Origin of the sequence: Telluria aromaticivorans (genome assembly GCF_013003915.1) — a bacterium.
In the GTDB taxonomy this organism is placed as follows: domain Bacteria; phylum Pseudomonadota; class Gammaproteobacteria; order Burkholderiales; family Burkholderiaceae_D; genus Telluria; species Telluria aromaticivorans.
The window spans coordinates 151,271-175,451 of record NZ_JABAIV010000004.1; the positions used below are offsets into that span (position 1 = coordinate 151,271).

Genomic DNA, 24,181 nt, shown 5'->3' on the forward strand with positions numbered 1-24,181 from the left:
CCCGGCCCCGGCGTTGACGGATGTTACAAGATGTTTCAGAGGTGGAAAAACCGCCAGGCAGCCCGCCTGCCTGGCGCCCCCCTTCAATGCGCCCGTTTCTGCACTGGCGCGTGCGCGGGGTCGTGTGCGGCGTCGTGCGGCGTCCCATGGATGGCTTCGAGCCTGGCCAGCTGCCGGTCCGTCATCGGGCCGGTGCCGCTGTACTTGTCGAGGTAGAGGTAGATCACCGGGGTGATGTACAGGGTGATGACCTGCGAAAAGATCAGGCCGCCCACCACTGCCAGGCCCAGCGGCTGGCGCAGCTCGGCGCCGGCGCCGATGCCCAGCGCGATCGGCAGCGCGCCCATCATCGCCGCCAGCGTGGTCATTAAAATCGGGCGGAAGCGCAGGATGCAGGCCTCGCGGATTGCATCGGCCGGCTTCATGCCCCCGTTACGCTGGGCGTCGAGTGCGAAGTCGATCATCATGATCGCGTTCTTCTTGACGATGCCGATCAGCATCAGGATGCCGATCATCGCGATCAGGGTCAGGTCCATGTCGAAGATCCACAGCGTCAGCAGCGCCCCCACTGCCGCCGACGGCAGGCCGGCCAGGATGGTCAGCGGGTGGATATAGCTTTCGTACAGAACGCCCAGCAGCACGTAGATGACGAGGAGCGCGGTGACGATCAGGATCAGCTGGCTCGACTGGGTGTCCTTGAACACGGCCGCGTCGCCGCCATAGTTGGTAATGACCGAGGCCGGCAATTTCATGTCGCGACCCATCTGCTCGATGGCGGCGGTGGCGTCGCCCAGCGGGACCTCGGGCGCCAGGTTGAACGACAGCGTGATTGCCTGCAGCTGGCCCTGGTGATTGACCGCCAGCGGGCCGACCGTGCGCTTGACCGAGGCAAAGCTCGACAGCCTGACCAGCGCCCCGGACTTGGAGCGCACCGAGACCCGCGACAAGGCTTCGTCGTAGTAGCGGTCGCTCGGGGCCGCTTCCAGGATGACGTAGTAGCTGGCCGCGGTGGAGTAGATGGTCGAGACCTGGCGCTCGCCGAACGAGGCATACAGCACGGTGCGGATGTCGGCCATCTCCACGCCAAGCAGCGCCGCCTTGTCGCGGTCGATGTCGATGGTGGCCTGCAGGGCCTTGTTCTGCGAGTCGCTGGTGACGTCGCGGAAACGCTGGTCGTTGCGCATGCGCTCGAGGAATTGCTCGGCCCAGCCGCCGATCTCGCCGCCCGACACGCTCTGCAGCGTGTACTGGTAGCGGCTCTTGGACTGGCGGCCGCCCAGCTGCAGGTTCTGCACCGGCGACAGGAAGACCTGCACCCCGGCGACCTGGCGCGTGGCCTTGCGCAGCGCATCGACCACCTCCGGCATGGGCGGACGCTCGCTTCTCGGCTTCAACACCAGGAACATGCGGCCGTTATTGCCGCCGCCGGTGAATGAGGTGACGTCCTTTACATGGGGATTGGCGCGCACGATGTCCACCACCTGTGCCTGCAGCTTCTGCAGCGCCAGCGAGGACGTGTCTTCCGACGCTTCGACCGTCACGCGCAGCTGGCCGATGTCTTCTTCAGGGAAGAAGCCTTTCGGCATTGTGATGTAGAGCACGGCGGTCAGCACGAAGGTACCGAGCGCCAGCATCAGCACCAGGAAACGGTGGCGCAGCGCCATATCGAGGCTGCGGCCATAGCCGTCGCGCACGTTCGTGAACATCGCCTCGAAGCGGCGGCCGACCCAGGACATGTCTTTCGGGTCGACGTGGCCGCCGTGCTTGATCAGGCGCGAGCACAGCATCGGCACCAGGGTCAGCGATACGATGGCCGACACCAGCACGGCCAGGCCGACGACCACGGCGAATTCGCGGAACAGCAGGCCGATCACGCCCGGCATGAAGAAGATCGGGATGAATACCGCGACCAGCGAGATCGAGATCGAGATGATGGTGAAGCCCATCTCGCGCGAGCCGATGAGCGCCGCCTGCATCGGCTTCTTGCCCATCTCCATGTGGCGCACGATATTTTCCAGCACCACGATGGCATCGTCGACCACCAGGCCGACCGCCAGCGTGATGCCGAGCAGCGAGATGTTGTCGAGGCTGTAGCCGAAGGCGTACAGCAGCGACAGCGCGCCCAGCAGCGAGATCGGCACGGTGACGGCCGGGATGAAGGTGGCGGTCAAGCGGTGCAGGAACAGGAAGATCACCAGGATGACCAGCACGACGGTGCCGGCCAGGGTCAGGTTGACATCGTGGATCGCCTCGCGGATCGAATCCGAACGGTCGTTGACCAGGTGGATCTTGATGGATTGCGGCAGCTGGGTCTCGAAGCGCGGCATCAGCGCGCGCACCGAGTCGACCACCTGCACGGTGTTGGCGTTGGGCTGGCGCTGGACCATCAGCACGATCGAGCGTTCGCCGTTCAGGCTGCCCATGGCCTTGACCGACTGGTAGCTGTCCTCGACCTGGGCGATGTCGCGCAGGCGTACCGGCAGGCCGTCGCGGGTGGCGACGATCAGGCCGGCGAAGTCGGCGGCGCGCATCAGCTGGCCGCCGCCCTGGATGGTCAGGCTCTGGGTCGGGCCGTCCAGGATGCCGAGCGGGGTGATCGAATTGGCCGAGCGCAGCGCGGTGGCCAGTTCGGACATCGAGATGTCGCGGGCACTCATCAGGTCGTGTTGCGCGCGCACCCGCACCGCGAAACGCTTGCCGCCGTTAACCGTCACCTGGGCGATGCCCGGAAGGGTCGAGATTGCCGGCGAGACCAGGTTTTCCGCGTAGTCGTTCAGCTCGGACAGGTCCATCGACGGCGAGGTCATGTGCATGAACAGCACCGGAGCGTCGGCGGGGTTGATCTTGCGGTAGGACGGCAGGTCGGTCATCTCCTGCGGCAGCTGGCGCTGGGCCTGCAGCAGCGCGGCCTGCACGTCGACGGCGGCCTGGTTGACGTCGATCGATTCGTCGAACTCGAGCGTCAGCGAGGTATTGCCCTGGGTGCTGGTCGAGCTGATCATCTTGATGCCCGCGATGGTCGCGAACTGCTTTTCCAGCGGCAGCGCGACCGACGAGGCCATGTTCTCCGGGCTGGCGCCCGCGAGGTTGGCGTTGACGTTGATGACGGGGGTGTTATAGCTCGGCAGCGCCGCGACCGGGATGTGCATGTAGGCCAGCACGCCGACCAGGATCATGGCCAGCGACAGCAGCACCACCATCACCGGACGGCGGATACACAGTTCGGACAGGTTCATGCCTTGTCACCTTTCTTGCCTTCGGACGCCGCCGCGGCGGCGGGCGCAGCCTGGGGCTTGGCGCCGGCCGCCGGAGCGCCGGCCGGACGCACCTTGCCACCCGGACGCAGGTTCTGCTTGCCTTCGGTGATGACCTTCTCGGTGCCGGCAAGGCCGGTCACGGCAGCATACTCGCCAAACCCGTGCAGGCGCGCCACCTTGACCTGGCGTGCTTCGTTGCCCTCGCCGACCACGTAGACGAAGGTGCCCTGGGTGCCGGTGATGATGGCGTTCTGCGGGATCACGACCGCATCGCGGATGGTCTGGACAGTGACGCGGGTGGTGACGTATTGGCCCGGCCACAGGTTTTGCTGGGCATTCGGGAACTGGGCCTTGACGCGGATGGTGCCGGCAGCCGGGTCCACCGCGTTGTCCACGAACCTGAGCTCGCCGGTGACCGGCTTCGCTTCGGCCCCGGCCGTGGCCTGCACTTCCACCTTGCCGGCGCGCTGCGCGGCCAGCACCGAACCCAGCGCCGATTCCGGCAGGTTGAACGAGACGTCGATCGGGTCGAGCTGGGTGACCGAGGTCAGCGAGGTAGTGGGCTGCACCAGCGCGCCCGGGTGGACATCGATGGCGCCGACCCGGCCCGACATCGGGGCGCGGATGGTGGTGTAGCTGGCGCTGACCTGGCTGGCGCGCGTGGCGGCCACGTTGCTCTGCACCAGCGCGCGCGCGGCATCGACCTGGCTCTTGAGCGAATCGACCGCGCTCTGGGAGAGGAATTTCTGCGAAGCCAGCTCCTGGCTGCGCTTGTACTGGCGCTCGAGGTCGGCCAGGGTCGCGCGGTTCTGGGCCACTTGCGCTTCGGCGCGCGCCACGTTGGCGCGGTCGGCGCGGTCGTCCAGCGAGAACATCACCTGCCCTTCCTTGACGAACTGGCCTTCGCGGATGTGCACCTGGCGGATGGTGGCGGTGGTCTGCGGATGCAGGTCGACCGTGCGCACCGGCGTGACGGTGCCGTTCGCGGACAGCTCGACGCCGACGTCCTGGCGCTGCGGCGCTATGGTGTTGACGGTGGTCGGCGGCTGGCCGCCCTTGCCGCCCGGCCCGCCCGGGCCCCCTGCGCCATCGGCCTGCGCGCCGTCGCCCTTGTTCATGTACCAGGCGCCGGCAACGGCGAGGGCCACGATCGTGGCGGTGATTCCGATATTTTTCTTGTTCATGTTCGTCCCTTGCCGCCAGTCCCTGCGGCTTCTCTCATGTGTGGTCCGGTATGCCGGCGCCATCGTCGAAACGCGGCGCTGCATTCTCGCATACCCGTATGTCAGGCTTATGTAACCAGGCTTGCTTCGCAAGGCCCTGCCGGCAGCTTCACTCTGCAAAACCGGTTCACGCGTTTTCTACTACTTGTTCGGGTAGTACTCCGGCAGCACCAGCGTCACTTCCAGGCCGCCTTCCGGGTGGTTGGCCAGCGCGATGCTGCCGCCATGCTGCTCGGCGATGTTGCGGGCGATCGTCAGCCCCAGGCCGGTGCCGCCCGACTCGCGCGAACGCGAGGTTTCCACGCGGTAGAACGGGTCGAACACCCTGGCCATCTCCCCGGCCGGGATGCCCGGGCCGCTGTCGCGGATGCGCACGCGCGCCGCGCCGTTCATGCGCTCGACGCAGACGCGCGCATTGCGGCCGTACTTCACCGCATTGTCGATCAGGTTGCCGAGGCAACGGCGCAGGTCCAGTGGGCGGCCCAGCATGGCGATGCCGGCATGGCCCTTCAGCTCGACCTGCTGGCCGGCATCGACCGCGTCGGCGCACACGGCTTCGAGCAGCGAGTCGAGGTCGAGCATGTGCATGTTCTCGGTGGTGTCCATGCTGCGCGCCAGCACCAGGCCTTCGCGCACCATTTCCTGCATCGCCGACAGGTCGCCGACCAGGCGTTCCTGCAGCTCGACGTCGCCCACTTTTTCCAGGCGCAGGCGCATGCGGGTCAACGGCGTCTGCAGGTCGTGCGTGATCGCCGCCAGCATCTGGGTGCGCTGGAAGATGTACTGGCGAATCCGCGCCTGCATCGCATTGAAGGCGGCGCTGGCCTGGCGGATTTCGCTGGCGCCGGTGAGCGCGAGCGGTGCGCGGTTGATGTCATGGCCGAGGTCTTGCGCGGCGCGCGCCAGCACCTTCAGCGGGCGCGTGGTCATGCGCGCCACCAGATAGGCCAGCACCCCGATGCTGACCAGGAACAGGCTGATGACGGTGCGGTAATCGGTTTCGGGGCCGGTGATGGCAGAACGCGGCGGCAGCACCGACAGGCGCAGTTCCTCGCCGTCGCGCAGGCGCACGTTCAGCGCTTCGCAGGCGCCCTTCCACTGGGTGCGGATCAGGCCGTACAGCACGGTCTGCTGGTGCGGCATGTCGCACGAGGCCGGGCGCAGGCCAGTCGAGGTAATGCGGTAGCCGTCGCCCAGGCGCGCCGCCAGCGAGCGCGCGAACCAGGTCGGCGGCTCGGCCAGCGGCTGGGGGGCAGCCACTTCCAGGCGCAGGCCGGGACGGTTGGCCACCGACAGGTAGACCGAGCGCGCCGAGGTCGGCACGATCTCGGTCGCCATCACCAGTTGTTCGGCGCGTTCCAGCAGGTGCTGGTCGCGCTGCTGTTCGATGAGGCGCTGGCGCTCCAGGTCAGACACCAGCTGGGTCAGCGTTGCGGTCAGCAAGATGCCGAGCAGCAGCGTGATGAACACGCGCCCGGTCATCGATCCGAGGAAAGCCTTCACGCCGGCGGCTCCACGGTCACCTGGCCGGCCAGCACATAGCCGCCGTTGCGCACGGTCTTGATGATCTGCGGCATGCGCGCGTCTTCGCCGAGCTTCTGGCGCAGGCGGCTGATCTGGATGTCGATCGAGCGATCAAAAGGGTCGGCGTCGCGGCCCTGGGTGAGGTTGAGCAGCTGGTCGCGGTTGAGCACGCGGTTCGGGTGTTCCAGGAACACGCGCAGCAGGCGGAACTCGGCGCCCGACAGCATGATCACCACGCCCTGCGGGTTGAGCAGGTGGCGTGCGGTGAGGTCGAGCGTCCAGCCGGAAAAGCGCATCTGCTGCACGTTCTCGGACGGCGCATTGGACGGCATCGCATGCGAGCGGCGCAGCACGCTGCGGATGCGGGCCAGCAGCTCGCGCGGCTCGAAGGGTTTAGGGAGGTAATCGTCGGCCCCCATCTCCAGGCCAAGGATGCGGTCGAGCGGCTCGTTGCGGGCGGTCAGCATGATCACCGGCAGGCTCGAGGTGGCGCGCAGCTTGCGGCACAGGGTCAGCCCGTCGTCGCCCGGCATGTTCAGGTCGAGCACGATCAGGTCGGGGCGCGCCTCGTCGAGCGACTTCCACATGCCAGTGCCGTCGGGGGCAGCGAGCGTACGGTAACCGTTCGACTCGAGGTAGTCGGCCAGCAAGGTGCGGATGTCGCGGTCGTCGTCGACGATCAAGATCGTTGAGGGATTATCCATAACCTCAATTATCCGCATTCAAGGCAAGGATGGACAGCCGTTTTGTATCGGCTTGTATATGCCGATAGCGCCGAAACATATTGATACAAAGAACCGGACAGGGGAAATCCCACGGTTACACTTCGCGCCCATCATGGGAACCGTGCAGCGAGCAGTCCGGATGCCGGATGCACACCTGACAGACTCTCACACAAGGAATAAACATGAAGACCATCGGCAAAAACATCGTGATCGTGCTGGCCGCACTCGGTATCGCCGGCGCCTCGATCGGCGTGCAGGCGCAGACCCAGGCGCCGCACGACGGCCGCCACGCCCATGCAGTGAGCAAGGACGAGCGCCAGGCCAAGCGCGCCGAATTCCGCAAGCTGAGCCCGGAACAGCGCCAGGCCAGGATGGCCGAGTTCAAGGCCAAGCGCCTCGAGCACCGCGCCGCCCGCCAGGCCAAGCTGCACGAAGCCCTGAAGCTGACCCCGGCCCAGCAGCCGGTGTGGCAGGCCTTCGTGGCCAGCATGACGCCGCCGCAACAAGGCGATCGTGCAGCGCAGCGCTTGACGAAAGAGCAGCGCCTGGAGGAGAAACAGCGCCTCACCGCCCCGCAGCGCCTGGAACGCCGCATCGCCATGCAGAAGCAGCGCACCGCCCGCATGGAAGCGCGCCTGTCGGCACTGAACAGCCTGTACTCGGCGCTGACGCCGGAACAGCGCAAGGTGTTCGATGAGCAGAAGCAGGGGCGTCGTGGTGGGCGTCATCATGGTGGGGATGGTGGCCACGGCATGATGCGCGGCTGAGGCAGCGGCGCTGGATGCAACAAGGGCCTGGCCGGGTGAACGGTCAGGCCCTTGTTATTGAGAGGCGGCGCCGGGGCCGCCTCTTGTCTTGTCAGGCGCGCTTGCGGCGGGCGGCGAGCAGGCCGGCCAATGCCAGTCCGACCAGGGAGAGCGAACCAGGCTCAGGAATGGCCGCGCTGTTCAGGCCATTCGAGGCAGCCAGCAGCGCGCCGCGCATGTAAGGCGCTACGAATGCGGCGGTATCGGCTGGCGAACCATACCGTCCGATGTCCATGCCCATGTAATGGAAAGAGCCGCCGTTGTCATAGGTACGGAAGGCGGCGATGTTGTTGCCTTCGCTGTTGCGGCCGAGAACGACGGTATTCTCGGTCGCTTGCAGATGGGTCATGTGGTAGCCGATCGTGTTCATCTGCGCGACATAGTTTGCAGGCAGGAACTTGGTCGCATTATTTGTCGACGCGGTGGTCCAGCCATTGGCGATATGCCATCCGTTGCAAGTCGCATCGTTCTTGATGTACTGGCCGATGAAGCCGGTGAAGCCCGCGCCGTCGCAGCTGCCGCCGATGACGATGATGTCCGCGCCGGCGTTGAGGGCGGCGGTATAGTTGACGTAAGGCGCGCCGCCGCCGTCGAAGGACAGGATCAGTGTGTCGGTTGCCGCAACGGTCGCCGGCATTTGCTGTCCGCCCACGGTGTAGCTCACACCGAGCGAATTCAAGGCGCTGGTGATGTAGGTGGTGGCGTTACCGGCCACGATGACACCGGCTTGCGCGGCAGGAGCAATTGCAGTAATGGCGGCTGCGGCAAGCAGAGTGGTAAGAAGGCTGTTTTTCATTTTTCATCCCAGAAAGAGTAGTTTCCTTCTGTTATGCACAATCCATGCCACGACCTGTTGCCGAAACTAAACCTTTGTTTCCAATAGGATTTTTATCCTCCTTGGAAAATTCCTCGTGGGGGGGTGTAAGGTTTTCCGACAGGTCTTGCCGCTTCATTTCTAGCGCAGGCGTTCGAGCGACGCCAGGAATTTGCGCGCATCCTGATAGCCGATCACACGGCTTTCCGGTATTTCCTTGCCTTGCGCGTCGAACAGGATGATTCCGGGCGGCCCGAACAAGCCGAAGCGCTTGAGCATCGCCTTGTCATCCGCGTCATTCGCCGTCACGTCCACCTGCAGCAGCACCGTATTGGCCAGCTTCGCCTGCACCGCCGGATCCACGAAGGTCAGCTTTTCCATCTCCTTGCAGGACACGCACCAGTCCGCGTAGAAGTCGAGCATCGCCGTCTTGCCGCCGGTAGAGGCCAGCGCCGATTCCAGCTGCGCCACGGTCTTGACCCGCTTGAACACCAGCTCCTGGTGCGCGCCGCCGGTCAGGTGCGCCAGCGGCGCCAGCGCATCGCGCCCGCCGCTGGCCGCACCGACCAGCTGCATGGCGCCCAGCAGCGCGAAGACGGCGCCCGCCGCCATGGAGGCCCAGTGGCGGTGCTTGCGCAGCAGATAGAAGCCATAGCCGAGCAGCAGCGCGGCCCAGCCCAGCATCTGCACCACGGGCGGCAGCACCGGCGACACCAGCCACAAGGCCATGGCCAGCATCAGCACGCCGAACAGGCGCTTGACCGATTCCATCCAGGCGCCTGCGCGCGGCAGCAGCGAACCGGCCGAGACGCCGACCAGCAGCAGCGGAATGCTCATCCCGACCGCCATCGCGAACAGCGCCGCGCCGCCCACCAGCACGTCGCGGGTCTGGCTGATATAGACCAGCGCACCGGCCAGCGGCGCCGCCACGCAAGGCCCGACGATCAGCGCGGAGATGGCGCCCATCGCGAACACCCCGGCCAGCTTGCCGCCGGACTGGCGGCCGGAGGCGGAGGCCAGCCGGCTTTGCAGCGAAGTAGGTAGCTGCAGCTCATAAAAGCCGAACATCGACAGCGACATCGCCACGATCAGCAGGGCAAAGCTGCCCAGCACCAACGGGTTCTGCAGCGCCGCCGCGAGACCCTCGCCGGCCAGGCCGGCCGCGATACCGAGCGCCGTGTAGACGATGGCCATGCCGAGCGAATAGGCCACCGACAGGATGAAGCCGCGCGAACGGGGCACCTCCTTGCCCTCCCCCACGATGATCGAGGACAGGATCGGCACCATCGGCAGCACGCAGGGCGTGAAGGCCAGGCCCAGGCCGAGCAAAACGAAAGCCGGCACGATGGCAAGCAGGCTGCCGCCGCCCAGCACGGCGGCGATGGTGGACAGGTCCGAGGGCGCTTGCGAGGCTGCTGCCGCCGGCAGCGTGGCCGGCGCTGCCGCCGGGGCGGCGACTGGCTTTGCGGGCGCAGTCTCCATGGCAGGCTGCGGCGACAAAGGCGAGGTCGACACAGGCGGCGCATTGGCGCCAATCGGCAGTGCAGGTAGTGCGGGCGTGCCGCCGGCGGCCGCCAGTTGGGCCGAATGTTCCTGCGGCGGATAGCACAGCCCGGCGTCGGCGCAGCCCTGGCTGATCGCCGTCAGGGTGAACGGCCCGCTCCCCTCGACCGGGATACGGATCAACAGCTCATTCTTGTGGGTCTCGACGTCTTTCTGGAAGGTCTCGTCGTACTTCACCTTCCCCGGAGGGATCTCGGGCGCGCCCAGCGTGGCGCCAGTCGCACGGAAAGCGAAGCGCTCGCGGTACATGTAATAGCCCTCGGCGATCTGGTAGCGCACCTCGACCGTCTTCGGGTCCGCCATGCGGGCGTCGAAGCGGAAGGCGATGGCCGGATCGAGGAAATTGTCGGCGGCACGTGCGCCTGCGGCGGTGAACAGCAACAGCGAGGCCAGGAACAGCACACAGGCCTGCAGCAGGCTGCGTGAGGAGAAACAGGATGATCGGAGCATGGTGTCGGATGAGTTGTTACAGCGCACCGGCATGGTACACCGAGGACGCCTTCCGCGTGCAGCAGCGGCGCCGGGCAGGGACGAAAAAAAACCAGGCACGAGGCCTGGTTCTTTCAGTCGTCGCGAGAAGCGATTACTCAGCGGTTGGAGCGTCTTCCACCGAGGTTTCGTCCGGACGGTCCATCAGTTCGACATACGCCATTGGCGCGTTGTCGCCCACGCGGAAACCCATTTTCAGGATGCGCAGGTAGCCGCCGTTACGGTTGGCGTAACGTGGGCCCAGTTCAGCGAACAGCTTCAGGACCATTTCGCGGTCGCGCAGGCGAGCGAAGGCCAGGCGCTTGTTTGCCAGGGTGTCGGTCTTGCCCAGGGTCAGGATCGGCTCGATAACGCGGCGCAGTTCCTTAGCTTTTGGCACGGTGGTTTTGATGGCTTCATGACGCAGCAGGGAGACGGTCATGTTGCGCAGCATTGCCAGGCGGTGGGACGAAGTACGGTTCAGCTTGCGAAGGCCGTGACGGTGACGCATGGTAGTTCCTTTCGAGTGTTTATATTCCAGTTCTTCGATCGTTCATGCTTGCGCATGCCCGCGGACCGGTTCTATTAGGGTTAATTACTACGGTTTTGTCATCCAAAAAGGATCTGGCTTCGCCAGTCCTTTTTGGCTGCTAGCACCCGAAAGTAGGTGTGTACTTTCGGGTGAATACTTTTTACTTCTCCAGGCCGGCAGGTGGCCAGTTCTCGAGCTTCATGCCCAAAGTGAGACCACGGGAAGCCAGGACTTCCTTGATTTCGTTGAGCGACTTGCGGCCCAGGTTTGGCGTCTTGAGCAGTTCGTTTTCCGAACGCTGGATCAGGTCGCCGATGTAGTAGATGTTCTCTGCTTTCAGGCAGTTTGCCGAACGCACCGTCAGCTCGAGGTCGTCGACTGGACGCAGCAGGATCGGATCGACCAGCGGAGCGCGCGATGGCGCTTCGGCGGCGGCTTCGGTGCCTTCCAGGGCAGCGAACACGTTCAGCTGGTCCACCAGGACGCGTGCCGACTGGCGGATCGCTTCTTCCGGGGTGATGACGCCGTTGGTCTCGATGTTGATGATCAGCTTGTCCAGGTCGGTACGCTGTTCGACACGTGCCGATTCCACTGCGTACGACACGCGGCGCACTGGCGAGAACGACGCGTCCAGGATGATGCGGCCGATGGTCTTGTTGGTGTCTTCCGACAGGCGGCGGACGTTGCCCGGCACATAGCCGCGGCCTTTTTCGACCTTGATCTGCATGTCCAGCTTGCCACCGGCGGTCAGGTGAGCGATCACGTGATCCGGGTTGATCAGTTCCACGTCATGCGGCAGGTCGATGTCCGAAGCCAGGACGGCGCCTTCGCCTTCCTTCTTCAGGGTCAGCGTCACGGAGTCACGGTTGTGGACCTTGAAGACGACACCCTTCAGGTTCAGCAGCAGGTCGACGACGTCTTCCTGCACGCCATCCAGCGACGAGTATTCGTGCACGACACCCGCGATCGTCACTTCGGTCGGCGCGTAGCCGGTCATCGACGACAGCAGCACGCGGCGCAGCGCGTTGCCCAGGGTGTGGCCATAACCACGTTCGAACGGCTCCATCACGACTTTCGCGTGGCCGGCGCCGAGTGCTTCGACGTCGATGATACGTGGCTTCAACAGACTGTTTTGCATGAAATGTCCTTTTCAATACCCTCGGTTCGTTACACCGATAAGGCTGATGGCATTAATAAATAAAGCGCCTGCTCGACGAGCAGGCGGTGAGACGAATTCTGAGATGACGGAAGAGGCAGGACTTTGAATCCGGTGCGGTGCCAACCCGAGGTTGCTGCTCCCGCACTACCACTCCCGTCATCCCGGCGCAGGCCGGGATCCAAGTTCGCGGCGAAGCCAGCAAACTTGGGCCCCGGCCTCCGCCGGGGTGACGACATGGGGACGGCAAGCCGTCCCCGAGGTCGTCAATTAACGCGAGTACAGTTCGACGATCAGCGCTTCGTTGACGTCAGCAGCGATTTCGTTACGTTCTGGGAACGAACGGAAGGTCCCTTCCATCTTCTTGCTGTCGACCGACACCCAGCTCGGCATGCCGACTTGTTCAGCCAGCGACAGGGCTTCAGCGATACGCACCTGCTTCTTGGCCTTTTCGCGCACAGCGATCACGTCGCCGGTCTTGACCTGGTACGAAGCGATGTTCACGACCTGGCCATTCACGGTGAAAGCCTTGTGGCTCACCAGCTGGCGCGCTTCAGCGCGGGTCGAGCCGAAGCCCATGCGGTAAGCGACGTTGTCGAGACGCGCTTCCAGCAGCTTCAGCAGGGTTTCGCCGGTGTTGCCTTTTTTACGCGATGCGTCGGCGAAGTAGCGGCGGAACTGACGTTCCAGGATGCCGTACATGCGCTTGACCTTCTGCTTTTCACGCAGCTGGTTGCCGTAGTCCGAGGTGCGGGCACCCGACTTGACGCCGTGCTGGCCTGGCTTGATGTCCAGTTTGCACTTCGAATCGAGCGAGCGACGTGCGCTCTTCAGGAACAGGTCAGTGCCTTCACGGCGCGACAGTTTTGCTTTTGGTCCGATATAACGTGCCACGTTAGTTACCTTTTATGAATAATCACGCCCCAGCGATGCTTTCGCATCCAGGCGCTAGTCCGACCCAGTGAATGAGCGGACGTGGCTTAAAAACACCTGCCAACAAAATGCGACAGGCGACAAGAGCCGGGCAGTATAACCCATTTCTGGGCTCTGCACCGGCTGATCTCGTAATACATAACGGGGCGCTAGGCCCCGTATGACGGCTTTTCGCCACAGTCAGCGATCCGAAAACCGCTCACTGCACGCGTGTAGTATCAATTAGATACGACGACGCTTTGGAGGACGGCAGCCGTTGTGCGGAACTGGAGTAACGTCCTGGATCTCGGTGATCTTGATGCCCAGGTTGTTCAGTGCACGCACAGCCGATTCACGGCCTGGGCCTGGGCCCTTGATGCGCACTTCCAGGTTCTTCACGCCCGACTCCTGAGCGACCTTGCCAGCAGCTTCGGCAGCGACCTGAGCTGCGAACGGGGTCGATTTGCGCGAACCCTTGAAGCCGGCGCCGCCGGAGGTTGCCCACGACAGGGCGTTGCCCTGGCGGTCGGTGATCGTGATGATCGTGTTGTTGAAGGACGCGTGCACGTGGGCGATGCCCTCGGCAACGTTCTTCTTGACTTTCTTGCGCACGCGGGCTGCTGCTGCGCTGCTCTGTTGCTTGGCCATAGTCGGTTCCTAGATTATTTCTTGAGCGATTGAGCGGCCTTGCGCGGACCCTTGCGGGTGCGAGCATTGGTGCGGGTACGCTGACCGCGCACTGGCAGACCCTTACGGTGACGCATGCCGCGGTAGCAGCCCAGATCCATCAGACGCTTGATGTTCATGGACAGTTCGCGGCGCAGATCGCCTTCCACGACAAACTTCGCGACTTCGTCACGCAGCTTCTCGAGTTCGTTATCGTCGAGGTCCTTGACCTTCTTGTTGGTCGCGATACCAGTCGCGTCGCAGATCTTCTGCGAGCGTGGGCGGCCAACACCGTAGATCGCCGTCAGGCCGATAACAGTGTGCTGATGATTTGGGATGTTAACCCCTGCAATACGTGCCATTCGTTATTCCTCTTAACCTTGACGCTGCTTGTGACGCGGCTCGACGCAGATCACACGGACCACGCCCTTGCGCTTGATGATCTTGCAGTTGCGGCAGATCCGCTTGACTGAAGCGTTAACTTTCATTTTGCACTCTCTTCGGTTCGTTTACTTAATGATTTTTACTTGGTGCGGAACACAATGCGGGCCCGGGACAGGTCGTACGGGGTCAACTCCACCGTCACCTTGTCGCCCGGGAGAATACGGATGTAATTCATCCGCATTTTACCCGAGATATGCCCAAGAACCACGTGCCCATTTTCCAGCTTCACGCGAAATGTTGCGTTCGGGAGATTCTCGAGAATCTCCCCTTGCATTTGGATGACGTCGTCTTTTGCCATACGCTCTATGCCTTCCCGCTTAACGTGACGGAATACCGCCCTTGAAATTCGCCTTCCGCAACAATGATTCGTACTGTTGCGACATGACGTAATTCTGTACTTGTGCCATGAAGTCCATCGTCACCACCACGACAATGAGGAGGGACGTACCACCGAAGTAGAAAGGAACTTTCCACTGCGAGGTCATGAATTCCGGCACCAAACACACCAGGGTGATATAAACCGCACCGGCCAGGGTCAGGCGCATCAGGATCTTGTCGATGTAGCGTGCGGTCTGGTCGCCAGGACGGATGCCTGGGACAAACGCGCCGCTCTTCTTCAAGTTGTCCGCCGTTTCCTTGCTGTTAAATACCAGCGCCGTATAGAAGAAGCAGAAAAACACAATCGCCACCGCATACAGCAACGCGTGGATCGGCTCGCCTGGACCCATCGACGCAGCGAGGTCTTTCAGGAACCCGATGAACGGGCTCGTGGAATCCTTGCCACGCGTGAACCAGTCGACGATCGTCGCCGGGAACAGGATGATCGAGGAAGCGAAGATCGGTGGGATCACGCCGGCCATGTTCAGTTTCAAGGGCAGGTGGCTGGTTTGGCCACCGTAGATCTTGTTACCGACTTGACGCTTGGCGTAATTGACCAGGATCTTGCGCTGCCCGCGCTCCACGAACACGACAGCATACGTTACCGCTGCTACCAGGACCACGATAATGATCGCGGAGAAGCTGCTGATCGAACCGTTCGAAACCAGGGTGAACAAGCCACCGAGGGCCGACGGCAGACCTGCTGCGATACCGGCAAAAATGATGATCGAAATACCGTTACCAAGACCACGCTCGGTGATTTGCTCGCCCAGCCACATAAGGAACATGGTGCCAGTCAGCAGGGTCGTCACCGTGACGAAGCGGAAGCCCATGCCCGGATCGAGCACGAGACCAGGTTGCGACTCGAGCGCAACCGAGATACCGAACGCCTGGAACAGCGCCAGCGCCACCGTGAAATAACGGGTGTACTGGGTGATCTTGCGACGGCCGGCCTCGCCCTCTTTCTTCAATGCCTCGAGTTGCGGCGAGACAATCGATGCGAGCTGCATGATGATCGAAGCCGAAATGTAAGGCATGATGCCGAGGGCGAACACGGTAAAGCGGGACAAGGCGCCGCCCGAGAACATGTTGAACATGCCCAGGATGCCGCCTTCGTTCTGCTTGAACAGTGCCGCCAGCTGCACCGGGTCAATCCCGGGAACCGGGATGTGAGCACCGATGCGGTACACGACCAACGCGCCAAGCAAAAACCACAGCCGGCCCCAGGGGAATCCGGAAGCAGCGCTTTTACCAAGTTGTGAATTAGTCGCCAATTTTTGCTCCGATCAGGCAGGGCCGCAATTAAGCGACCGAACCGCCAGCTGCTTCGATCGCCGCTTTCGCGCCGGCCGAGACCTTCAGGCCCTTGAGGTTCACCGCCTTGGTGACCTCGCCCGACAGGATGACGCGGACATCACGTGCCAGCACAGGCAGGATACCTGCTTGCTTGAGCACCATGATGTCGACATCGCCGACTGCCAGGTTGTTCAGGTCCGACAGGCGAACTTCCGCCTTGAAGGTCGCGTTCAGCGACTTGAAGCCACGCTTCGGCAGACGACGCTGCAGAGGCATCTGACCGCCTTCGAAGCCGACTTTGTGGAAGCCGCCCGAACGCGATTTCTGACCCTTGTGACCACGGCCGGCAGTCTTGCCCAGGCCGGAGCCGATACCGCGACCGACGCGGCGCTTGTAGTGCTTGGCGCCGTCAGCTGGTTGAATGGTATTGAGTTCCATTGATTTCTCCGTACGTAAGCCCGAGGGCTTACGAGACTACTTTAACGAGGTACGCGACTTTGTTGATCATGCCACGCACGGATGGGGTGTCCTGCAGCTCGGAGACCGAGTTGACACGACGCAGACCCAGGCCGCGCACGGTGGCACGGTGATCCTGACGGGTACCGATCAAGCCCTTGACGAGCTGAACTTTGACAGTGTTTGCCATGTTTGTTCCCCTTAACCCAGGATGTCTTCAACCGACTTGCCGCGCTTGGCGGCGATGTCGGAAGCAGTGCTCATTTTCGACAGGCCGTCGAGCGTTGCGCGAACCAGGTTGTACGGGTTCGACGAACCGGTCGATTTGGCGACCACGTCGGTCACGCCCATCACTTCGAAGATAGCGCGCATTGCGCCACCAGCGATGACGCCGGTACCAGGCTTGGCTGGCGACATCATGACGCGCGAGGCGCCGTGACGACCGGTGACGGTGTGGTGCAGCGTACCGTTCTTGAGGGGCACCTTGATCAGGTTGCGGCGGGCTTCTTCCATCGCTTTTTGCACGCCGACTGGAACTTCCTTCGACTTGCCTTTGCCCATGCCGATGCGGCCATCGCCGTCACCGACAACGGTCAGCGCTGCAAAACCCATGATACGACCACCCTTGACCACTTTGGTCACGCGGTTGATCGCGATCATTTTCTCGCGCATGCCATCATCCGGCTTGTCGCTTGCCATTTTCGCTTGCATTTTTGCCATGACGATTCTTCCTTAGAACTTCAGACCGGCTTCACGCGCGGCTTCCGCCAGCGCCTTCACACGGCCGTGGTAACGGAAACCCGAGCGGTCGAACGCTACTTCGGTGATTCCTGCTTTCAGTGCTTTTTCAGCGACGCGCTTGCCGACGATGGCAGCAGCGGCAGCGTTACCGCCGACGCCGGTCTTGCCAGCCAGTTCAGCGCGCACTTCAGCTTCCAGCGTCGAAGCCGACACCAGCACCTTTGCGTCCGGGCTGGTCAGGTTCGCATAGATGTGCAGGTTGGTGCGGTGAACCGACAAACGGTTCACGCCCAGCTGTGCAATCTTGATGCGGGTTTGACGTCCGCGACGCAGACGTGATTCTTTTTTGTCCATGTCAGCTCCGATTATTTCTTCTTGGTTTCTTTAAGCTTCACCACTTCGTCCGAATAACGGACACCCTTGCCTTTGTAAGGCTCAGGCGAGCGGTAAGCACGCACTTCGGCAGCCACCTGGCCGACCTTTTGACGATCGATACCCTTGATCAGGATCTCGGTCGGGGTCGGGGTGGTTGCAGTGACGCCTTCCGGCATCGCGTGCAGCACCGGGTGCGAGAAGCCCAGGGACAGGTTCAGGGCGTTGCCCTGCACTGCTGCCTTGTAGCCCACGCCCACCAGGTTCAGCTTGCGCTCGAAACCCTTGGTGACGCCGGTAACCATGTTGTTGACCAGGGCGCGCAGGGTACCCGACATGGCGTTCGATTCACGGGAATCGTCCACTACGTCGAAAGTCAGCGTGCCGTCTTTGTTTTCTACTTTGACCTGGCCGTTCAGGGCCTGGGTCAGGGTGCCCAGCGGGCCCTTGACGGTGATCGACGACGCGTTGATCGCGACATCGGTACCGGCCGGGACGGCGATTGGCATCTTAGCTACTCGAGACATGTCTACTCCTTAAGCCACGTAGCACAGCACTTCGCCACCGACGCCGGTAGCACGTGCTTTGCGGTCGGTCATGACGCCTTGCGGGGTCGAAACGATAGCGACACCCAGGCCGTTCATGACGGTTGGGATCTCGTTCTTGCCCTTGTAGACGCGCAGGCCTGGACGCGAGACGCGCTCGATGCGCTCGATGACCGGACGGCCGGTGTAATACTTCAAACCGATTTTCAGTTCCGACTTGCCACCTTCGGTGGACACGGCGAAATCTTCAATGTAACCCTCGTCCTTCAGGACGTTGGCAATGGCAACCTTGACTTTGGACGACGGCATTGCGACCGTGGTTTTCTGGACAACTTGTGCGTTGCGAATGCGGGTCAGCATATCGGCGATAGGATCGCTCATACTCATTGCATATTCTCCTATTACCAGCTGGCTTTGGTCATACCCGGGATTTCGCCTTTCATGGCGAACTCACGGACTTTGGTGCGGGCAAGACCGAATTTACGGAAAGTGCCACGTGGACGACCGGTGATTGCGCAGCGGTTACGCTGGCGGGTCGGCGCCGAGTTACGTGGCAGTGCCTGCAGTTTCAGGCGTGCTTCGTATTGCTCTTCTTCCGACTTCGACTGGTCGTTGATGATCGCTTTCAGAGCTGCACGCTTTGCGGCGAATTTCTCCACCAGGTCTGCACGCTTCTGTTCGCGGTTAATCAGTGCAAGTTTTGCCATGCTCTTAGTTCCTGAACGGGAATTTGAAGGCGGCGAGCAGCGCTTTGGCTTCTTCGTCGGTCTTAGCGGTGGTCGTGATCGAGATGTTCATGCCACGCAGCGCGTCGATCTTGTCGTAATCGATTTCAGGGAAGATGATCTGTTCCTTGACGCCGATGTTGTAGTTGCCACGACCGTCGAACGATTTGCCGTTCACACCTCGGAAGTCACGCACGCGCGGCAGGGCCACGGTGATGAAGCGATCCAGGAATTCGTACATGCGGTTACCGCGCAGGGTCACCATGGTACCGATCGGATAGCCTTCGCGGATCTTGAAACCTGCGATTGCCTTGCGCGACTTGGTGGTGACCGGCTTCTGGCCGGCGATCTTGGTCAGGTCGCCAGTTGCGTGCTCGAGCACTTTCTTGTCAGCGATCGCTTCACCGACACCCATGTTCAGGGTGATCTTGGTCAGGCGCGGCACTTCCATCGACGACTTGTAGCCGAATTTCTCGGTCAGTTCAGCGACGACTTTTTCTTTGTAAATATCTTGGAGACGGGCCATTTATTCTTACCCCTTCACTACTTCGCCGCTCGACTTGAAGACGCGGACTTTTTTGCCGTCCTGGTCTTTGAAGCCAACGCGATCTGCCTTGCCGGTCGCTGCGTTGAACAGCGCAACGTTCGACACGTGAATCGGCATAGTCTTGTCGACGATACCACCAGTAACACCGGTCATCGGGTTAGGCTTGGTCGCTTTTTTAGCGACGTTGACGCCTTCGACGATGACGTGTTCAGCGTCTACACGCTGTTGAACGACACCGCGCTTGCCCTTGTCTTTACCGGCGAGAACGATGACTTCGTCGTTTTTACGAATCTTATCCATGTCGAATCCTTACAGAACTTCAGGTGCCAGGGACACGATCTTCATGAACTTTTCAGTGCGCAGTTCGCGGGTCACTGGTCCGAAGATACGGGTACCGATCGGCTCCAGCTTGGCGTTCAGCAGGACGGCGGCATTGCCATCGAACTTGACCAGGGAACCATCCTGGCGGCGCACACCTTTGGCGGTACGCACAACCACGGCGTTGTAAATTTCACCTTTTTTGACACGACCACGTGGCGCAGCAACCTTGACGGTTACTTTGATCACGTCGCCAATGCTCGCATAACGGCGCTTGGAACCGCCCAACACCTTGATGCACAGAACTTCCTTTGCACCGGTGTTGTCGGCCACTTCGAGCCGGCTTTCGGTTTGAATCATAGTATTTTCTTTCCCAACTTAAGCCGAAGAAACCCCACGGCGAACCGTAGGCCTGCGGTCAGTCTTGGTCCCGCCATACCGCTCCTGCTGGAGCGCTATGTTTGGGTGATGGACTTTCCAAATAACTTTCGTTACAGGCCGCAGTTACCGAGGGGGGACAAACTGCGGCAACACATGAACGAAGCCCGCTAGTATCTCAGATACCAGCGGGCCACGCAAGACAAATTTTAAGGCTTAGATGACCTGTGCTTCTTGCACAACGCGAGTCACCGTCCACGCTTTCGTCTTCGAGATCGGGCGACCTTCCGTGATCTCGACCGTGTCGCCGATCTTGACCTGGTTGGTCTCGTCGTGCGCGTGATACTTGTTCGAACGCACGATGATTTTGCCGTACAGCGGGTGCTTCACGTGACGCTCGATCAGTACGGTCACCGTCTTGTCCATTTTGTCGGACACGACTTTGCCGACCAGCGTACGCTTCAGCGCCGTTTTAGTGGTGTCGTTCATTTGGCTTCCTTCTGGTTCATCACGGTCTTCACACGTGCGATGTCGCGACGTACTTTCTTGAGCTGCGAAGTGTTACCCAGCTGCTGGGTAGCGATTTGCATGCGCAGGCCGAACTGGGCCTTGAGCAGCTCATTCAGCTCCTTTTGCAGGGCTTCCTGGTCCTTGCCGAGGAGTTCCGATGCTTTCATATTCAACTCCTTTTATTGGCCGACCTGGCGGACCACGAAAGTGGTAGCCAGTGGCAGTTTGGCAGCGGCCAGGCGGAACGCTTCGCGTGCCAGTTCTTCAGCGACGCCGTCCATCTCGTACAGGACTTTGCCTGGCTGGATTTCAGCGACGTAATACTCTGGATTACCCTTACCGTTACCCATACGGACTTCGGCCGGCTTGTTCGAAATCGGCTTGTCCGGGAAGATACGGATCCAGATACGACCGCCACGCTTGATGTGACGGGTCATGGCACGACGTGCCGCTTCGATCTGGCGTGCAGTGATACGGCCGCGGGCAACTGCCTTCAGACCGAATTCACCGAACGAGACCGCGGTGCCGCGGGTGTGCGAAATGCCGGTGTTACGGCCTTTCTGCTCTTTACGATACTTCCTGCGCGATGGTTGCAGCATGCTTATTCTCCTGCTTTCTCGGCTGGCTCAGCGGCGGCTGGCGTCGGCAGCTTGACGGCTGGACGAGCGCGCACGACTGGCGCTGCAGTTGCTGGACGGGCACCGCCGGCTGGACGTGGGCCGCGCGATGGCTTGCCATCGTCACGACGTGGTCCGCGTGGCTTCTTCTCGTCCGGCGGGGTGTCGATGACTGGTGCTTCGCCGGTGACCGAACGGTCGCCCTTGTAGACCCAGACCTTGACGCCGATGATGCCGTACGTGGTCGATGCTTCGCTGGTGCCGTAGTCGATATCGGCGCGCAGGGTGTGCAGGGGCACACGGCCTTCGCGGTACCATTCGGTACGTGCGATTTCGATGCCGTTCAGGCGGCCCGACGACATGATCTTGATGCCGACGGCACCCAGACGCATGGCGTTTTGCATGGCACGCTTCATCGCGCGGCGGAACATGATGCGCTTTTCGAGCTGCTGCGAAATCGAGTCGGCGATCAGCTGCGAATCGATCTCTGGCTTGCGGATCTCTTCGATGTTGACGTGCACAGGCACGCCCATGATCTTCGCCAGCGAAGTCTTCAGCACTTCGATGTCTTCGCCTTTTTTACCGATCACGACACCTGGACGCGACGAGTAAATGGTGAAGCGTGCATTCTTGGCTGGACGCTCGATGACGATGCGGCCGACCGAAGCGTTCTTCAGCTTCTTTTTCAGGAATGCGCGTGCTGCCAGGTCTTCTTGCAGCATGTCGGCGAAGTTGCCGTTGCCAGCGTACCAGCGCGATGCCCAGTTACGGGTGACCGCCAGGCGGAAGCCGGTTGGGTGGATTTTCTGACCCATCGTATGACCCCTTAGTTACCGACAGTCACGTAAATGTGACAGGATTGTTTCGAAATGCGATCACCGCGGCCTTTGGCGCGAGCCGTAAAGCGCTTGAGGATCGGGCCCTTTTCAACATAGATCTGCACGACTTTCAGCTCGTCGATGTCGGCGCCATCATTGTGTTCCGCGTTGGCGATAGCCGACTCGAGAACCTTCTTGATGATGGTCGCGCCCTTCTTCGGGCTGAACTGCAGAATGTTGAGTGCTGCGTCAACTTTCTTGCCGCGGATCAGGTCCGCAACGAGGCGGCCCTTTTGTTCCGACAGGCGCACGCCTTTGAGGATTGCTTTAGTTTCCATTATTTTTTCGCCTTCTTGTCAGCGGCGTGGCCCTTGAACGTACGGGTCAGCGCGAATTCGCCGAGCTTGTGGCCGACCATGTTCTCCGACACGTACACAGGCACGTGCAGCTTGCCGTTGTGCACAGCGATCGTCAGACCGATGAAGTCAGGCGTGATCGTCGAGCGGCGCGACCAGGTTTTTACCGGCTTTTTGTCTTTGTTCGCTTGCGCGGCTTCGACTTTTTTCACCAGGTGGGCGTCAACGAACGGCCCTTTTTTCAATGAACGAGTCATGTGTTATCCCTTATTTCTTGCCGCGGCGCGAAACGATCATCGACGAAGTACGCTTGTTCGAACGCGTCTTCTTGCCCTTCGTCTGTTGGCCCCAAGGCGACACTGGATGACGACCAGCTGCGGTTTTACCTTCACCACCACCGTGCGGGTGATCGACCGGGTTCATGACCACACCGCGAACGGTAGGACGAACACCGCGCCAGCGCATCGCACCAGCTTTACCGATCTTGCGCAGGCTGTGCTCGGCATTGCCGACTTCGCCAACGGTAGCGCGGCACTCGATGTGCACGCGACGAACTTCACCCGAGCGCAGGCGGACCTGAGCGTAGGTGCCTTCGCGGGCCATCAGCACGACGCCGGCGCCGGCGGTACGGGCCATCTGGGCACCCTTACCTGGCAGCATTTCGACGCAATGCATCACGGTACCGACCGGGATGTTACGGATTGGCAGGCAGTTACCCGACTTGATCGGCGCTTCCGAGCCGTTCATGACGGCGTCGCCGACAGCCATGCCTTTGGTGGCGATGATGTACGCACGATGACCATCCGCGTAGCACAGCAGAGCGATGTGCGCGGTACGGTTCGGGTCGTATTCAATACGCTCGACCTTGGCCGGGATACCGTCCTTGTCGTTGCGCTTGAAGTCCACCATACGGTAGTGTTGCTTGTGACCACCACCGATGTGACGGGTGGTGATGTGGCCGTTGTTGTTACGGCCGGCAGTTTTCGATTTCTTTTCAACCAGAGCTGCGAACGGACGACCCTTGTACAGGCCCTCGGTCACAACTTTCACCATGCCGCGACGGCCTGGGGAGGTTGGCTTCATCTTAACGAGTGCCATTATTTAGCCTCCTCGACAAAATTGATTTCCTGACCCGGCTTCAGGGCCACGAAAGCGCGCTTGGTGTGGTTGCGACGACCGGTGAAACGGCCCGAACGCTTCTGCTTGCCTTCGCGGTTTGCGGTTTGCACCGATTCCACTTCGACTTTGAACAGCAGCTCGACGGCAGCCTTGATTTCTGGCTTGGTCGCATCCGGCAGAACCTTGAACACGATCTGTTCGTTCTTTTCAGCGACGAAAGTCGCCTTTTCGGAAATGACCGGAGCCAGCAGCACCTTCATCAGGCGCTCTTCGCTGAATTTGATTGCGGCGCTCATGCGTACATCTCCTCGATCATGGCCAGTGCAGCTTTGGTGACCAGGACTTTTTTGTAGAACACCAGCGACATCGGATCAGCTGCTTTCGGCTCGACGACCAGCACGTGCGGCAGGTTACGCGAGGCGAGCAACAGGTTTTCTTCGATGGTGTCGGTGATCACCATGACCGATTCCAGGCCCATGCCCTGCAGCTTTTGGCTCAGCAGCTTGGTTTTTGGAGCGTCGATCGACAGGTTTTCGATAACGACCAGACGGCCTTCACGAGCCAGTTGCGAGAAGATCGAGCAGATACCTGCACGGAACATCTTCTTGTTGACTTTGTGGGTGAAGTTCTCGTCAGGCGAGTTCGGGAAGATGCGACCACCGCCGCGCCACAGTGGCGACGACGACATACCAGCACGAGCGCGGCCGGTACCTTTTTGGCGCCATGGCTTCTTCGTGGTGTGGTGGACTTCTTCACGGTCTTTCTGCTTGCGGTTACCGCTACGTGCGTTGGCAGCGTAGGCGACCACGACCTGGTGAATCAGTGCTTCGTTGTATTCGCGGCCGAACACGGTATCGGCGGCGGCTACGCCGGCGCCAGCTTGACCTTGCTCATTCAGGAGCTGAAGTTCCATAA

34 protein-coding genes are annotated in these 24,181 nt (G+C 61.5%); 1 reads left to right on the forward strand and 33 read right to left on the reverse strand.

The window, feature by feature from the left end; translation table 11 throughout:
• Positions 1 to 83 precede the first annotated feature (83 nt).
• From HGB41_RS13295 to HGB41_RS13310, 4 genes are all read right to left on the reverse strand, one after another.
• The gene (locus HGB41_RS13295; protein ID WP_171085145.1) at positions 84 to 3,236 is read right to left on the reverse strand and encodes an efflux RND transporter permease subunit; all 3,153 of its coding nucleotides are present in this window, start codon (positions 3,234 to 3,236) and stop codon (positions 84 to 86) included.
• The gene (locus HGB41_RS13300; protein WP_171085147.1) at positions 3,233 to 4,441 is read right to left on the reverse strand and encodes an efflux RND transporter periplasmic adaptor subunit; all 1,209 of its coding nucleotides are present in this window, start codon (positions 4,439 to 4,441) and stop codon (positions 3,233 to 3,235) included. Before HGB41_RS13300 ends, HGB41_RS13295 begins: the two co-directional genes overlap by 4 nt.
• A 180-nt stretch (positions 4,442 to 4,621) precedes the next feature.
• Positions 4,622 to 5,983, reverse strand: coding sequence for an ATP-binding protein (locus HGB41_RS13305; RefSeq protein ID WP_171085149.1), 1,362 nt, complete (start codon positions 5,981 to 5,983; stop codon positions 4,622 to 4,624).
• Positions 5,980 to 6,708: a response regulator gene (locus HGB41_RS13310; RefSeq protein ID WP_171085151.1), complete on the reverse strand. Its 729-nt coding sequence runs from the start codon at positions 6,706 to 6,708 to the stop codon at positions 5,980 to 5,982. The genes HGB41_RS13305 and HGB41_RS13310 overlap by 4 nt, the downstream gene beginning before the upstream one ends.
• Positions 6,709 to 6,911: 203 nt before the next feature.
• On the opposite strand from HGB41_RS13310, the gene HGB41_RS13315 reads away from it, so the two are divergent.
• Positions 6,912 to 7,496 carry a Spy/CpxP family protein refolding chaperone gene (locus HGB41_RS13315; protein ID WP_171085153.1) on the forward strand — a complete coding sequence of 195 codons (585 nt, stop codon included), beginning with the start codon at positions 6,912 to 6,914 and terminating at the stop codon, positions 7,494 to 7,496.
• Positions 7,497 to 7,587: 91 nt separating this feature from the next.
• On the opposite strand, the gene HGB41_RS13320 is transcribed toward HGB41_RS13315, so the two are convergent.
• The 29 genes from HGB41_RS13320 to rplD form a co-directional block, all read right to left on the reverse strand.
• Positions 7,588 to 8,331: a PEP-CTERM sorting domain-containing protein gene (locus tag HGB41_RS13320; RefSeq protein ID WP_171085155.1), complete on the reverse strand. Its 744-nt coding sequence runs from the start codon at positions 8,329 to 8,331 to the stop codon at positions 7,588 to 7,590.
• 159 nt (positions 8,332 to 8,490) lie between these two features.
• A complete protein-coding gene (dsbD, locus tag HGB41_RS13325) occupies positions 8,491 to 10,362 on the reverse strand; it encodes a protein-disulfide reductase DsbD (RefSeq protein WP_171085159.1) in 1,872 nt (623 codons plus the stop codon).
• A gap of 133 nt (positions 10,363 to 10,495) precedes the next feature.
• Positions 10,496 to 10,891: a 50S ribosomal protein L17 gene (gene rplQ, locus HGB41_RS13330; RefSeq protein WP_171085161.1), complete on the reverse strand. Its 396-nt coding sequence runs from the start codon at positions 10,889 to 10,891 to the stop codon at positions 10,496 to 10,498.
• A 181-nt stretch (positions 10,892 to 11,072) separates the two neighbouring features.
• A complete protein-coding gene (locus HGB41_RS13335; RefSeq protein ID WP_171085163.1) occupies positions 11,073 to 12,050 on the reverse strand; it encodes a DNA-directed RNA polymerase subunit alpha in 978 nt (325 codons plus the stop codon).
• 288 nt (positions 12,051 to 12,338) lie between these two features.
• Positions 12,339 to 12,962 carry a 30S ribosomal protein S4 gene (gene rpsD / locus HGB41_RS13340; protein WP_091877227.1) on the reverse strand — a complete coding sequence of 208 codons (624 nt, stop codon included), beginning with the start codon at positions 12,960 to 12,962 and terminating at the stop codon, positions 12,339 to 12,341.
• 261 nt (positions 12,963 to 13,223) lie between these two features.
• Positions 13,224 to 13,628: a 30S ribosomal protein S11 gene (rpsK, locus tag HGB41_RS13345; protein ID WP_005663404.1), complete on the reverse strand. Its 405-nt coding sequence runs from the start codon at positions 13,626 to 13,628 to the stop codon at positions 13,224 to 13,226.
• Between the two features lie 14 nt (positions 13,629 to 13,642).
• On the reverse strand, positions 13,643 to 14,008 hold the full coding sequence (rpsM, locus tag HGB41_RS13350; protein WP_056337616.1) for a 30S ribosomal protein S13: 366 nt from the start codon (positions 14,006 to 14,008) through the stop codon (positions 13,643 to 13,645).
• Between the two features lie 12 nt (positions 14,009 to 14,020).
• Positions 14,021 to 14,134, reverse strand: coding sequence for a 50S ribosomal protein L36 (gene rpmJ, locus HGB41_RS13355; protein WP_005663407.1), 114 nt, complete (start codon positions 14,132 to 14,134; stop codon positions 14,021 to 14,023).
• Between the two features lie 35 nt (positions 14,135 to 14,169).
• Complete coding sequence (gene infA / locus HGB41_RS13360; RefSeq protein ID WP_005663428.1) at positions 14,170 to 14,388, reverse strand: translation initiation factor IF-1; 219 nt, start codon at positions 14,386 to 14,388, stop codon at positions 14,170 to 14,172.
• Between the two features lie 19 nt (positions 14,389 to 14,407).
• Positions 14,408 to 15,742 carry a preprotein translocase subunit SecY gene (gene secY / locus HGB41_RS13365; protein ID WP_171085165.1) on the reverse strand — a complete coding sequence of 445 codons (1,335 nt, stop codon included), beginning with the start codon at positions 15,740 to 15,742 and terminating at the stop codon, positions 14,408 to 14,410.
• Positions 15,743 to 15,770: 28 nt separating this feature from the next.
• Positions 15,771 to 16,202 carry a 50S ribosomal protein L15 gene (gene rplO, locus HGB41_RS13370; protein ID WP_171085167.1) on the reverse strand — a complete coding sequence of 144 codons (432 nt, stop codon included), beginning with the start codon at positions 16,200 to 16,202 and terminating at the stop codon, positions 15,771 to 15,773.
• Between the two features lie 28 nt (positions 16,203 to 16,230).
• Positions 16,231 to 16,410 carry a 50S ribosomal protein L30 gene (gene rpmD, locus HGB41_RS13375; RefSeq protein WP_020655693.1) on the reverse strand — a complete coding sequence of 60 codons (180 nt, stop codon included), beginning with the start codon at positions 16,408 to 16,410 and terminating at the stop codon, positions 16,231 to 16,233.
• Positions 16,411 to 16,421: 11 nt separating this feature from the next.
• A complete protein-coding gene (rpsE, locus tag HGB41_RS13380; RefSeq protein WP_036208946.1) occupies positions 16,422 to 16,940 on the reverse strand; it encodes a 30S ribosomal protein S5 in 519 nt (172 codons plus the stop codon).
• Positions 16,941 to 16,952: 12 nt separating this feature from the next.
• Entirely contained in the window at positions 16,953 to 17,315 is a 363-nt protein-coding gene (gene rplR / locus HGB41_RS13385; protein ID WP_171085170.1) for a 50S ribosomal protein L18, read from the reverse strand.
• Positions 17,316 to 17,326: 11 nt separating this feature from the next.
• Positions 17,327 to 17,860 carry a 50S ribosomal protein L6 gene (rplF, locus tag HGB41_RS13390; protein WP_171085173.1) on the reverse strand — a complete coding sequence of 178 codons (534 nt, stop codon included), beginning with the start codon at positions 17,858 to 17,860 and terminating at the stop codon, positions 17,327 to 17,329.
• Positions 17,861 to 17,869: 9 nt separating this feature from the next.
• A complete protein-coding gene (gene rpsH, locus HGB41_RS13395) occupies positions 17,870 to 18,265 on the reverse strand; it encodes a 30S ribosomal protein S8 (RefSeq protein WP_171085175.1) in 396 nt (131 codons plus the stop codon).
• A 14-nt stretch (positions 18,266 to 18,279) separates the two neighbouring features.
• The gene (gene rpsN / locus HGB41_RS13400; RefSeq protein WP_091877215.1) at positions 18,280 to 18,585 is read right to left on the reverse strand and encodes a 30S ribosomal protein S14; all 306 of its coding nucleotides are present in this window, start codon (positions 18,583 to 18,585) and stop codon (positions 18,280 to 18,282) included.
• Positions 18,586 to 18,589: 4 nt separating this feature from the next.
• A complete protein-coding gene (gene rplE, locus HGB41_RS13405) occupies positions 18,590 to 19,129 on the reverse strand; it encodes a 50S ribosomal protein L5 (protein ID WP_171085177.1) in 540 nt (179 codons plus the stop codon).
• A 6-nt stretch (positions 19,130 to 19,135) separates the two neighbouring features.
• On the reverse strand, positions 19,136 to 19,450 hold the full coding sequence (gene rplX / locus HGB41_RS13410; RefSeq protein ID WP_171085179.1) for a 50S ribosomal protein L24: 315 nt from the start codon (positions 19,448 to 19,450) through the stop codon (positions 19,136 to 19,138).
• Positions 19,451 to 19,459: 9 nt separating this feature from the next.
• On the reverse strand, positions 19,460 to 19,828 hold the full coding sequence (rplN, locus tag HGB41_RS13415; protein ID WP_155436388.1) for a 50S ribosomal protein L14: 369 nt from the start codon (positions 19,826 to 19,828) through the stop codon (positions 19,460 to 19,462).
• Positions 19,829 to 20,062: 234 nt separating this feature from the next.
• Positions 20,063 to 20,335 (reverse strand): 30S ribosomal protein S17, encoded by a 273-nt coding sequence (rpsQ, locus tag HGB41_RS13420; RefSeq protein ID WP_171085181.1) that lies wholly within the window; start codon positions 20,333 to 20,335, stop codon positions 20,063 to 20,065.
• Positions 20,332 to 20,523, reverse strand: a complete 192-nt coding sequence (gene rpmC, locus HGB41_RS13425) for a 50S ribosomal protein L29 (RefSeq protein ID WP_091877207.1) — start codon at positions 20,521 to 20,523, stop codon at positions 20,332 to 20,334. Before rpmC ends, rpsQ begins: the two co-directional genes overlap by 4 nt.
• 12 nt (positions 20,524 to 20,535) lie before the next feature.
• On the reverse strand, positions 20,536 to 20,955 hold the full coding sequence (gene rplP / locus HGB41_RS13430; protein WP_005663456.1) for a 50S ribosomal protein L16: 420 nt from the start codon (positions 20,953 to 20,955) through the stop codon (positions 20,536 to 20,538).
• 2 nt (positions 20,956 to 20,957) lie between these two features.
• Complete coding sequence (gene rpsC, locus HGB41_RS13435) at positions 20,958 to 21,788, reverse strand: 30S ribosomal protein S3 (protein WP_171085183.1); 831 nt, start codon at positions 21,786 to 21,788, stop codon at positions 20,958 to 20,960.
• Positions 21,789 to 21,799: 11 nt separating this feature from the next.
• On the reverse strand, positions 21,800 to 22,132 hold the full coding sequence (rplV, locus tag HGB41_RS13440; RefSeq protein WP_171085678.1) for a 50S ribosomal protein L22: 333 nt from the start codon (positions 22,130 to 22,132) through the stop codon (positions 21,800 to 21,802).
• The gene (rpsS, locus tag HGB41_RS13445; RefSeq protein ID WP_056337578.1) at positions 22,129 to 22,404 is read right to left on the reverse strand and encodes a 30S ribosomal protein S19; all 276 of its coding nucleotides are present in this window, start codon (positions 22,402 to 22,404) and stop codon (positions 22,129 to 22,131) included. The genes rplV and rpsS overlap by 4 nt, the downstream gene beginning before the upstream one ends.
• A gap of 10 nt (positions 22,405 to 22,414) precedes the next feature.
• Positions 22,415 to 23,245: a 50S ribosomal protein L2 gene (gene rplB / locus HGB41_RS13450; protein ID WP_171085185.1), complete on the reverse strand. Its 831-nt coding sequence runs from the start codon at positions 23,243 to 23,245 to the stop codon at positions 22,415 to 22,417.
• Positions 23,245 to 23,562 carry a 50S ribosomal protein L23 gene (rplW, locus tag HGB41_RS13455; protein WP_171085187.1) on the reverse strand — a complete coding sequence of 106 codons (318 nt, stop codon included), beginning with the start codon at positions 23,560 to 23,562 and terminating at the stop codon, positions 23,245 to 23,247. Before rplW ends, rplB begins: the two co-directional genes overlap by 1 nt.
• A complete protein-coding gene (gene rplD / locus HGB41_RS13460) occupies positions 23,559 to 24,179 on the reverse strand; it encodes a 50S ribosomal protein L4 (RefSeq protein WP_171085189.1) in 621 nt (206 codons plus the stop codon). The genes rplW and rplD overlap by 4 nt, the downstream gene beginning before the upstream one ends.
• Between the last annotated feature and the right edge of the window lie 2 nt (positions 24,180 to 24,181).

Coding starts and splice junctions, on each gene's coding strand:
- HGB41_RS13315 (WP_171085153.1), top strand. CDS start 6,912: ATGAAGACCATCGGCAAAAACATCGTGATCGTGCTGGCCGCACTCGGT.
- rpmC (WP_091877207.1), bottom strand. CDS start 20,523: ATGAAAGCATCGGAACTCCTCGGCAAGGACCAGGAAGCCCTGCAAAAG.
- dsbD (WP_171085159.1), bottom strand. CDS start 10,362: ATGCTCCGATCATCCTGTTTCTCCTCACGCAGCCTGCTGCAGGCCTGT.
- rplW (WP_171085187.1), bottom strand. CDS start 23,562: ATGAGCGCCGCAATCAAATTCAGCGAAGAGCGCCTGATGAAGGTGCTG.
- rplD (WP_171085189.1), bottom strand. CDS start 24,179: ATGGAACTTCAGCTCCTGAATGAGCAAGGTCAAGCTGGCGCCGGCGTA.
- rpsK (WP_005663404.1), bottom strand. CDS start 13,628: ATGGCCAAGCAACAGAGCAGCGCAGCAGCAGCCCGCGTGCGCAAGAAA.
- rpsH (WP_171085175.1), bottom strand. CDS start 18,265: ATGAGTATGAGCGATCCTATCGCCGATATGCTGACCCGCATTCGCAAC.
- rplN (WP_155436388.1), bottom strand. CDS start 19,828: ATGATTCAAACCGAAAGCCGGCTCGAAGTGGCCGACAACACCGGTGCA.
- rpmD (WP_020655693.1), bottom strand. CDS start 16,410: ATGGCAAACACTGTCAAAGTTCAGCTCGTCAAGGGCTTGATCGGTACC.
- rplP (WP_005663456.1), bottom strand. CDS start 20,955: ATGCTGCAACCATCGCGCAGGAAGTATCGTAAAGAGCAGAAAGGCCGT.
- HGB41_RS13300 (WP_171085147.1), bottom strand. CDS start 4,441: ATGAACAAGAAAAATATCGGAATCACCGCCACGATCGTGGCCCTCGCC.
- rpsN (WP_091877215.1), bottom strand. CDS start 18,585: ATGGCAAAACTTGCACTGATTAACCGCGAACAGAAGCGTGCAGACCTG.
- rplO (WP_171085167.1), bottom strand. CDS start 16,202: ATGGAACTCAATACCATTCAACCAGCTGACGGCGCCAAGCACTACAAG.
- rpsS (WP_056337578.1), bottom strand. CDS start 22,404: ATGACTCGTTCATTGAAAAAAGGGCCGTTCGTTGACGCCCACCTGGTG.
- rpsQ (WP_171085181.1), bottom strand. CDS start 20,335: ATGAACGACACCACTAAAACGGCGCTGAAGCGTACGCTGGTCGGCAAA.
- infA (WP_005663428.1), bottom strand. CDS start 14,388: ATGGCAAAAGACGACGTCATCCAAATGCAAGGGGAGATTCTCGAGAAT.
- rplE (WP_171085177.1), bottom strand. CDS start 19,129: ATGGCCCGTCTCCAAGATATTTACAAAGAAAAAGTCGTCGCTGAACTG.
- HGB41_RS13310 (WP_171085151.1), bottom strand. CDS start 6,708: ATGGATAATCCCTCAACGATCTTGATCGTCGACGACGACCGCGACATC.
- rplR (WP_171085170.1), bottom strand. CDS start 17,315: ATGGACAAAAAAGAATCACGTCTGCGTCGCGGACGTCAAACCCGCATC.
- rpsM (WP_056337616.1), bottom strand. CDS start 14,008: ATGGCACGTATTGCAGGGGTTAACATCCCAAATCATCAGCACACTGTT.
- rplQ (WP_171085161.1), bottom strand. CDS start 10,891: ATGCGTCACCGTCACGGCCTTCGCAAGCTGAACCGTACTTCGTCCCAC.
- HGB41_RS13295 (WP_171085145.1), bottom strand. CDS start 3,236: ATGAACCTGTCCGAACTGTGTATCCGCCGTCCGGTGATGGTGGTGCTG.
- HGB41_RS13320 (WP_171085155.1), bottom strand. CDS start 8,331: ATGAAAAACAGCCTTCTTACCACTCTGCTTGCCGCAGCCGCCATTACT.
- rpsE (WP_036208946.1), bottom strand. CDS start 16,940: ATGGCAAAAATGCAAGCGAAAATGGCAAGCGACAAGCCGGATGATGGC.
- HGB41_RS13335 (WP_171085163.1), bottom strand. CDS start 12,050: ATGCAAAACAGTCTGTTGAAGCCACGTATCATCGACGTCGAAGCACTC.
- rpmJ (WP_005663407.1), bottom strand. CDS start 14,134: ATGAAAGTTAACGCTTCAGTCAAGCGGATCTGCCGCAACTGCAAGATC.
- rplX (WP_171085179.1), bottom strand. CDS start 19,450: ATGGATAAGATTCGTAAAAACGACGAAGTCATCGTTCTCGCCGGTAAA.
- rplB (WP_171085185.1), bottom strand. CDS start 23,245: ATGGCACTCGTTAAGATGAAGCCAACCTCCCCAGGCCGTCGCGGCATG.
- rplF (WP_171085173.1), bottom strand. CDS start 17,860: ATGTCTCGAGTAGCTAAGATGCCAATCGCCGTCCCGGCCGGTACCGAT.
- rpsC (WP_171085183.1), bottom strand. CDS start 21,788: ATGGGTCAGAAAATCCACCCAACCGGCTTCCGCCTGGCGGTCACCCGT.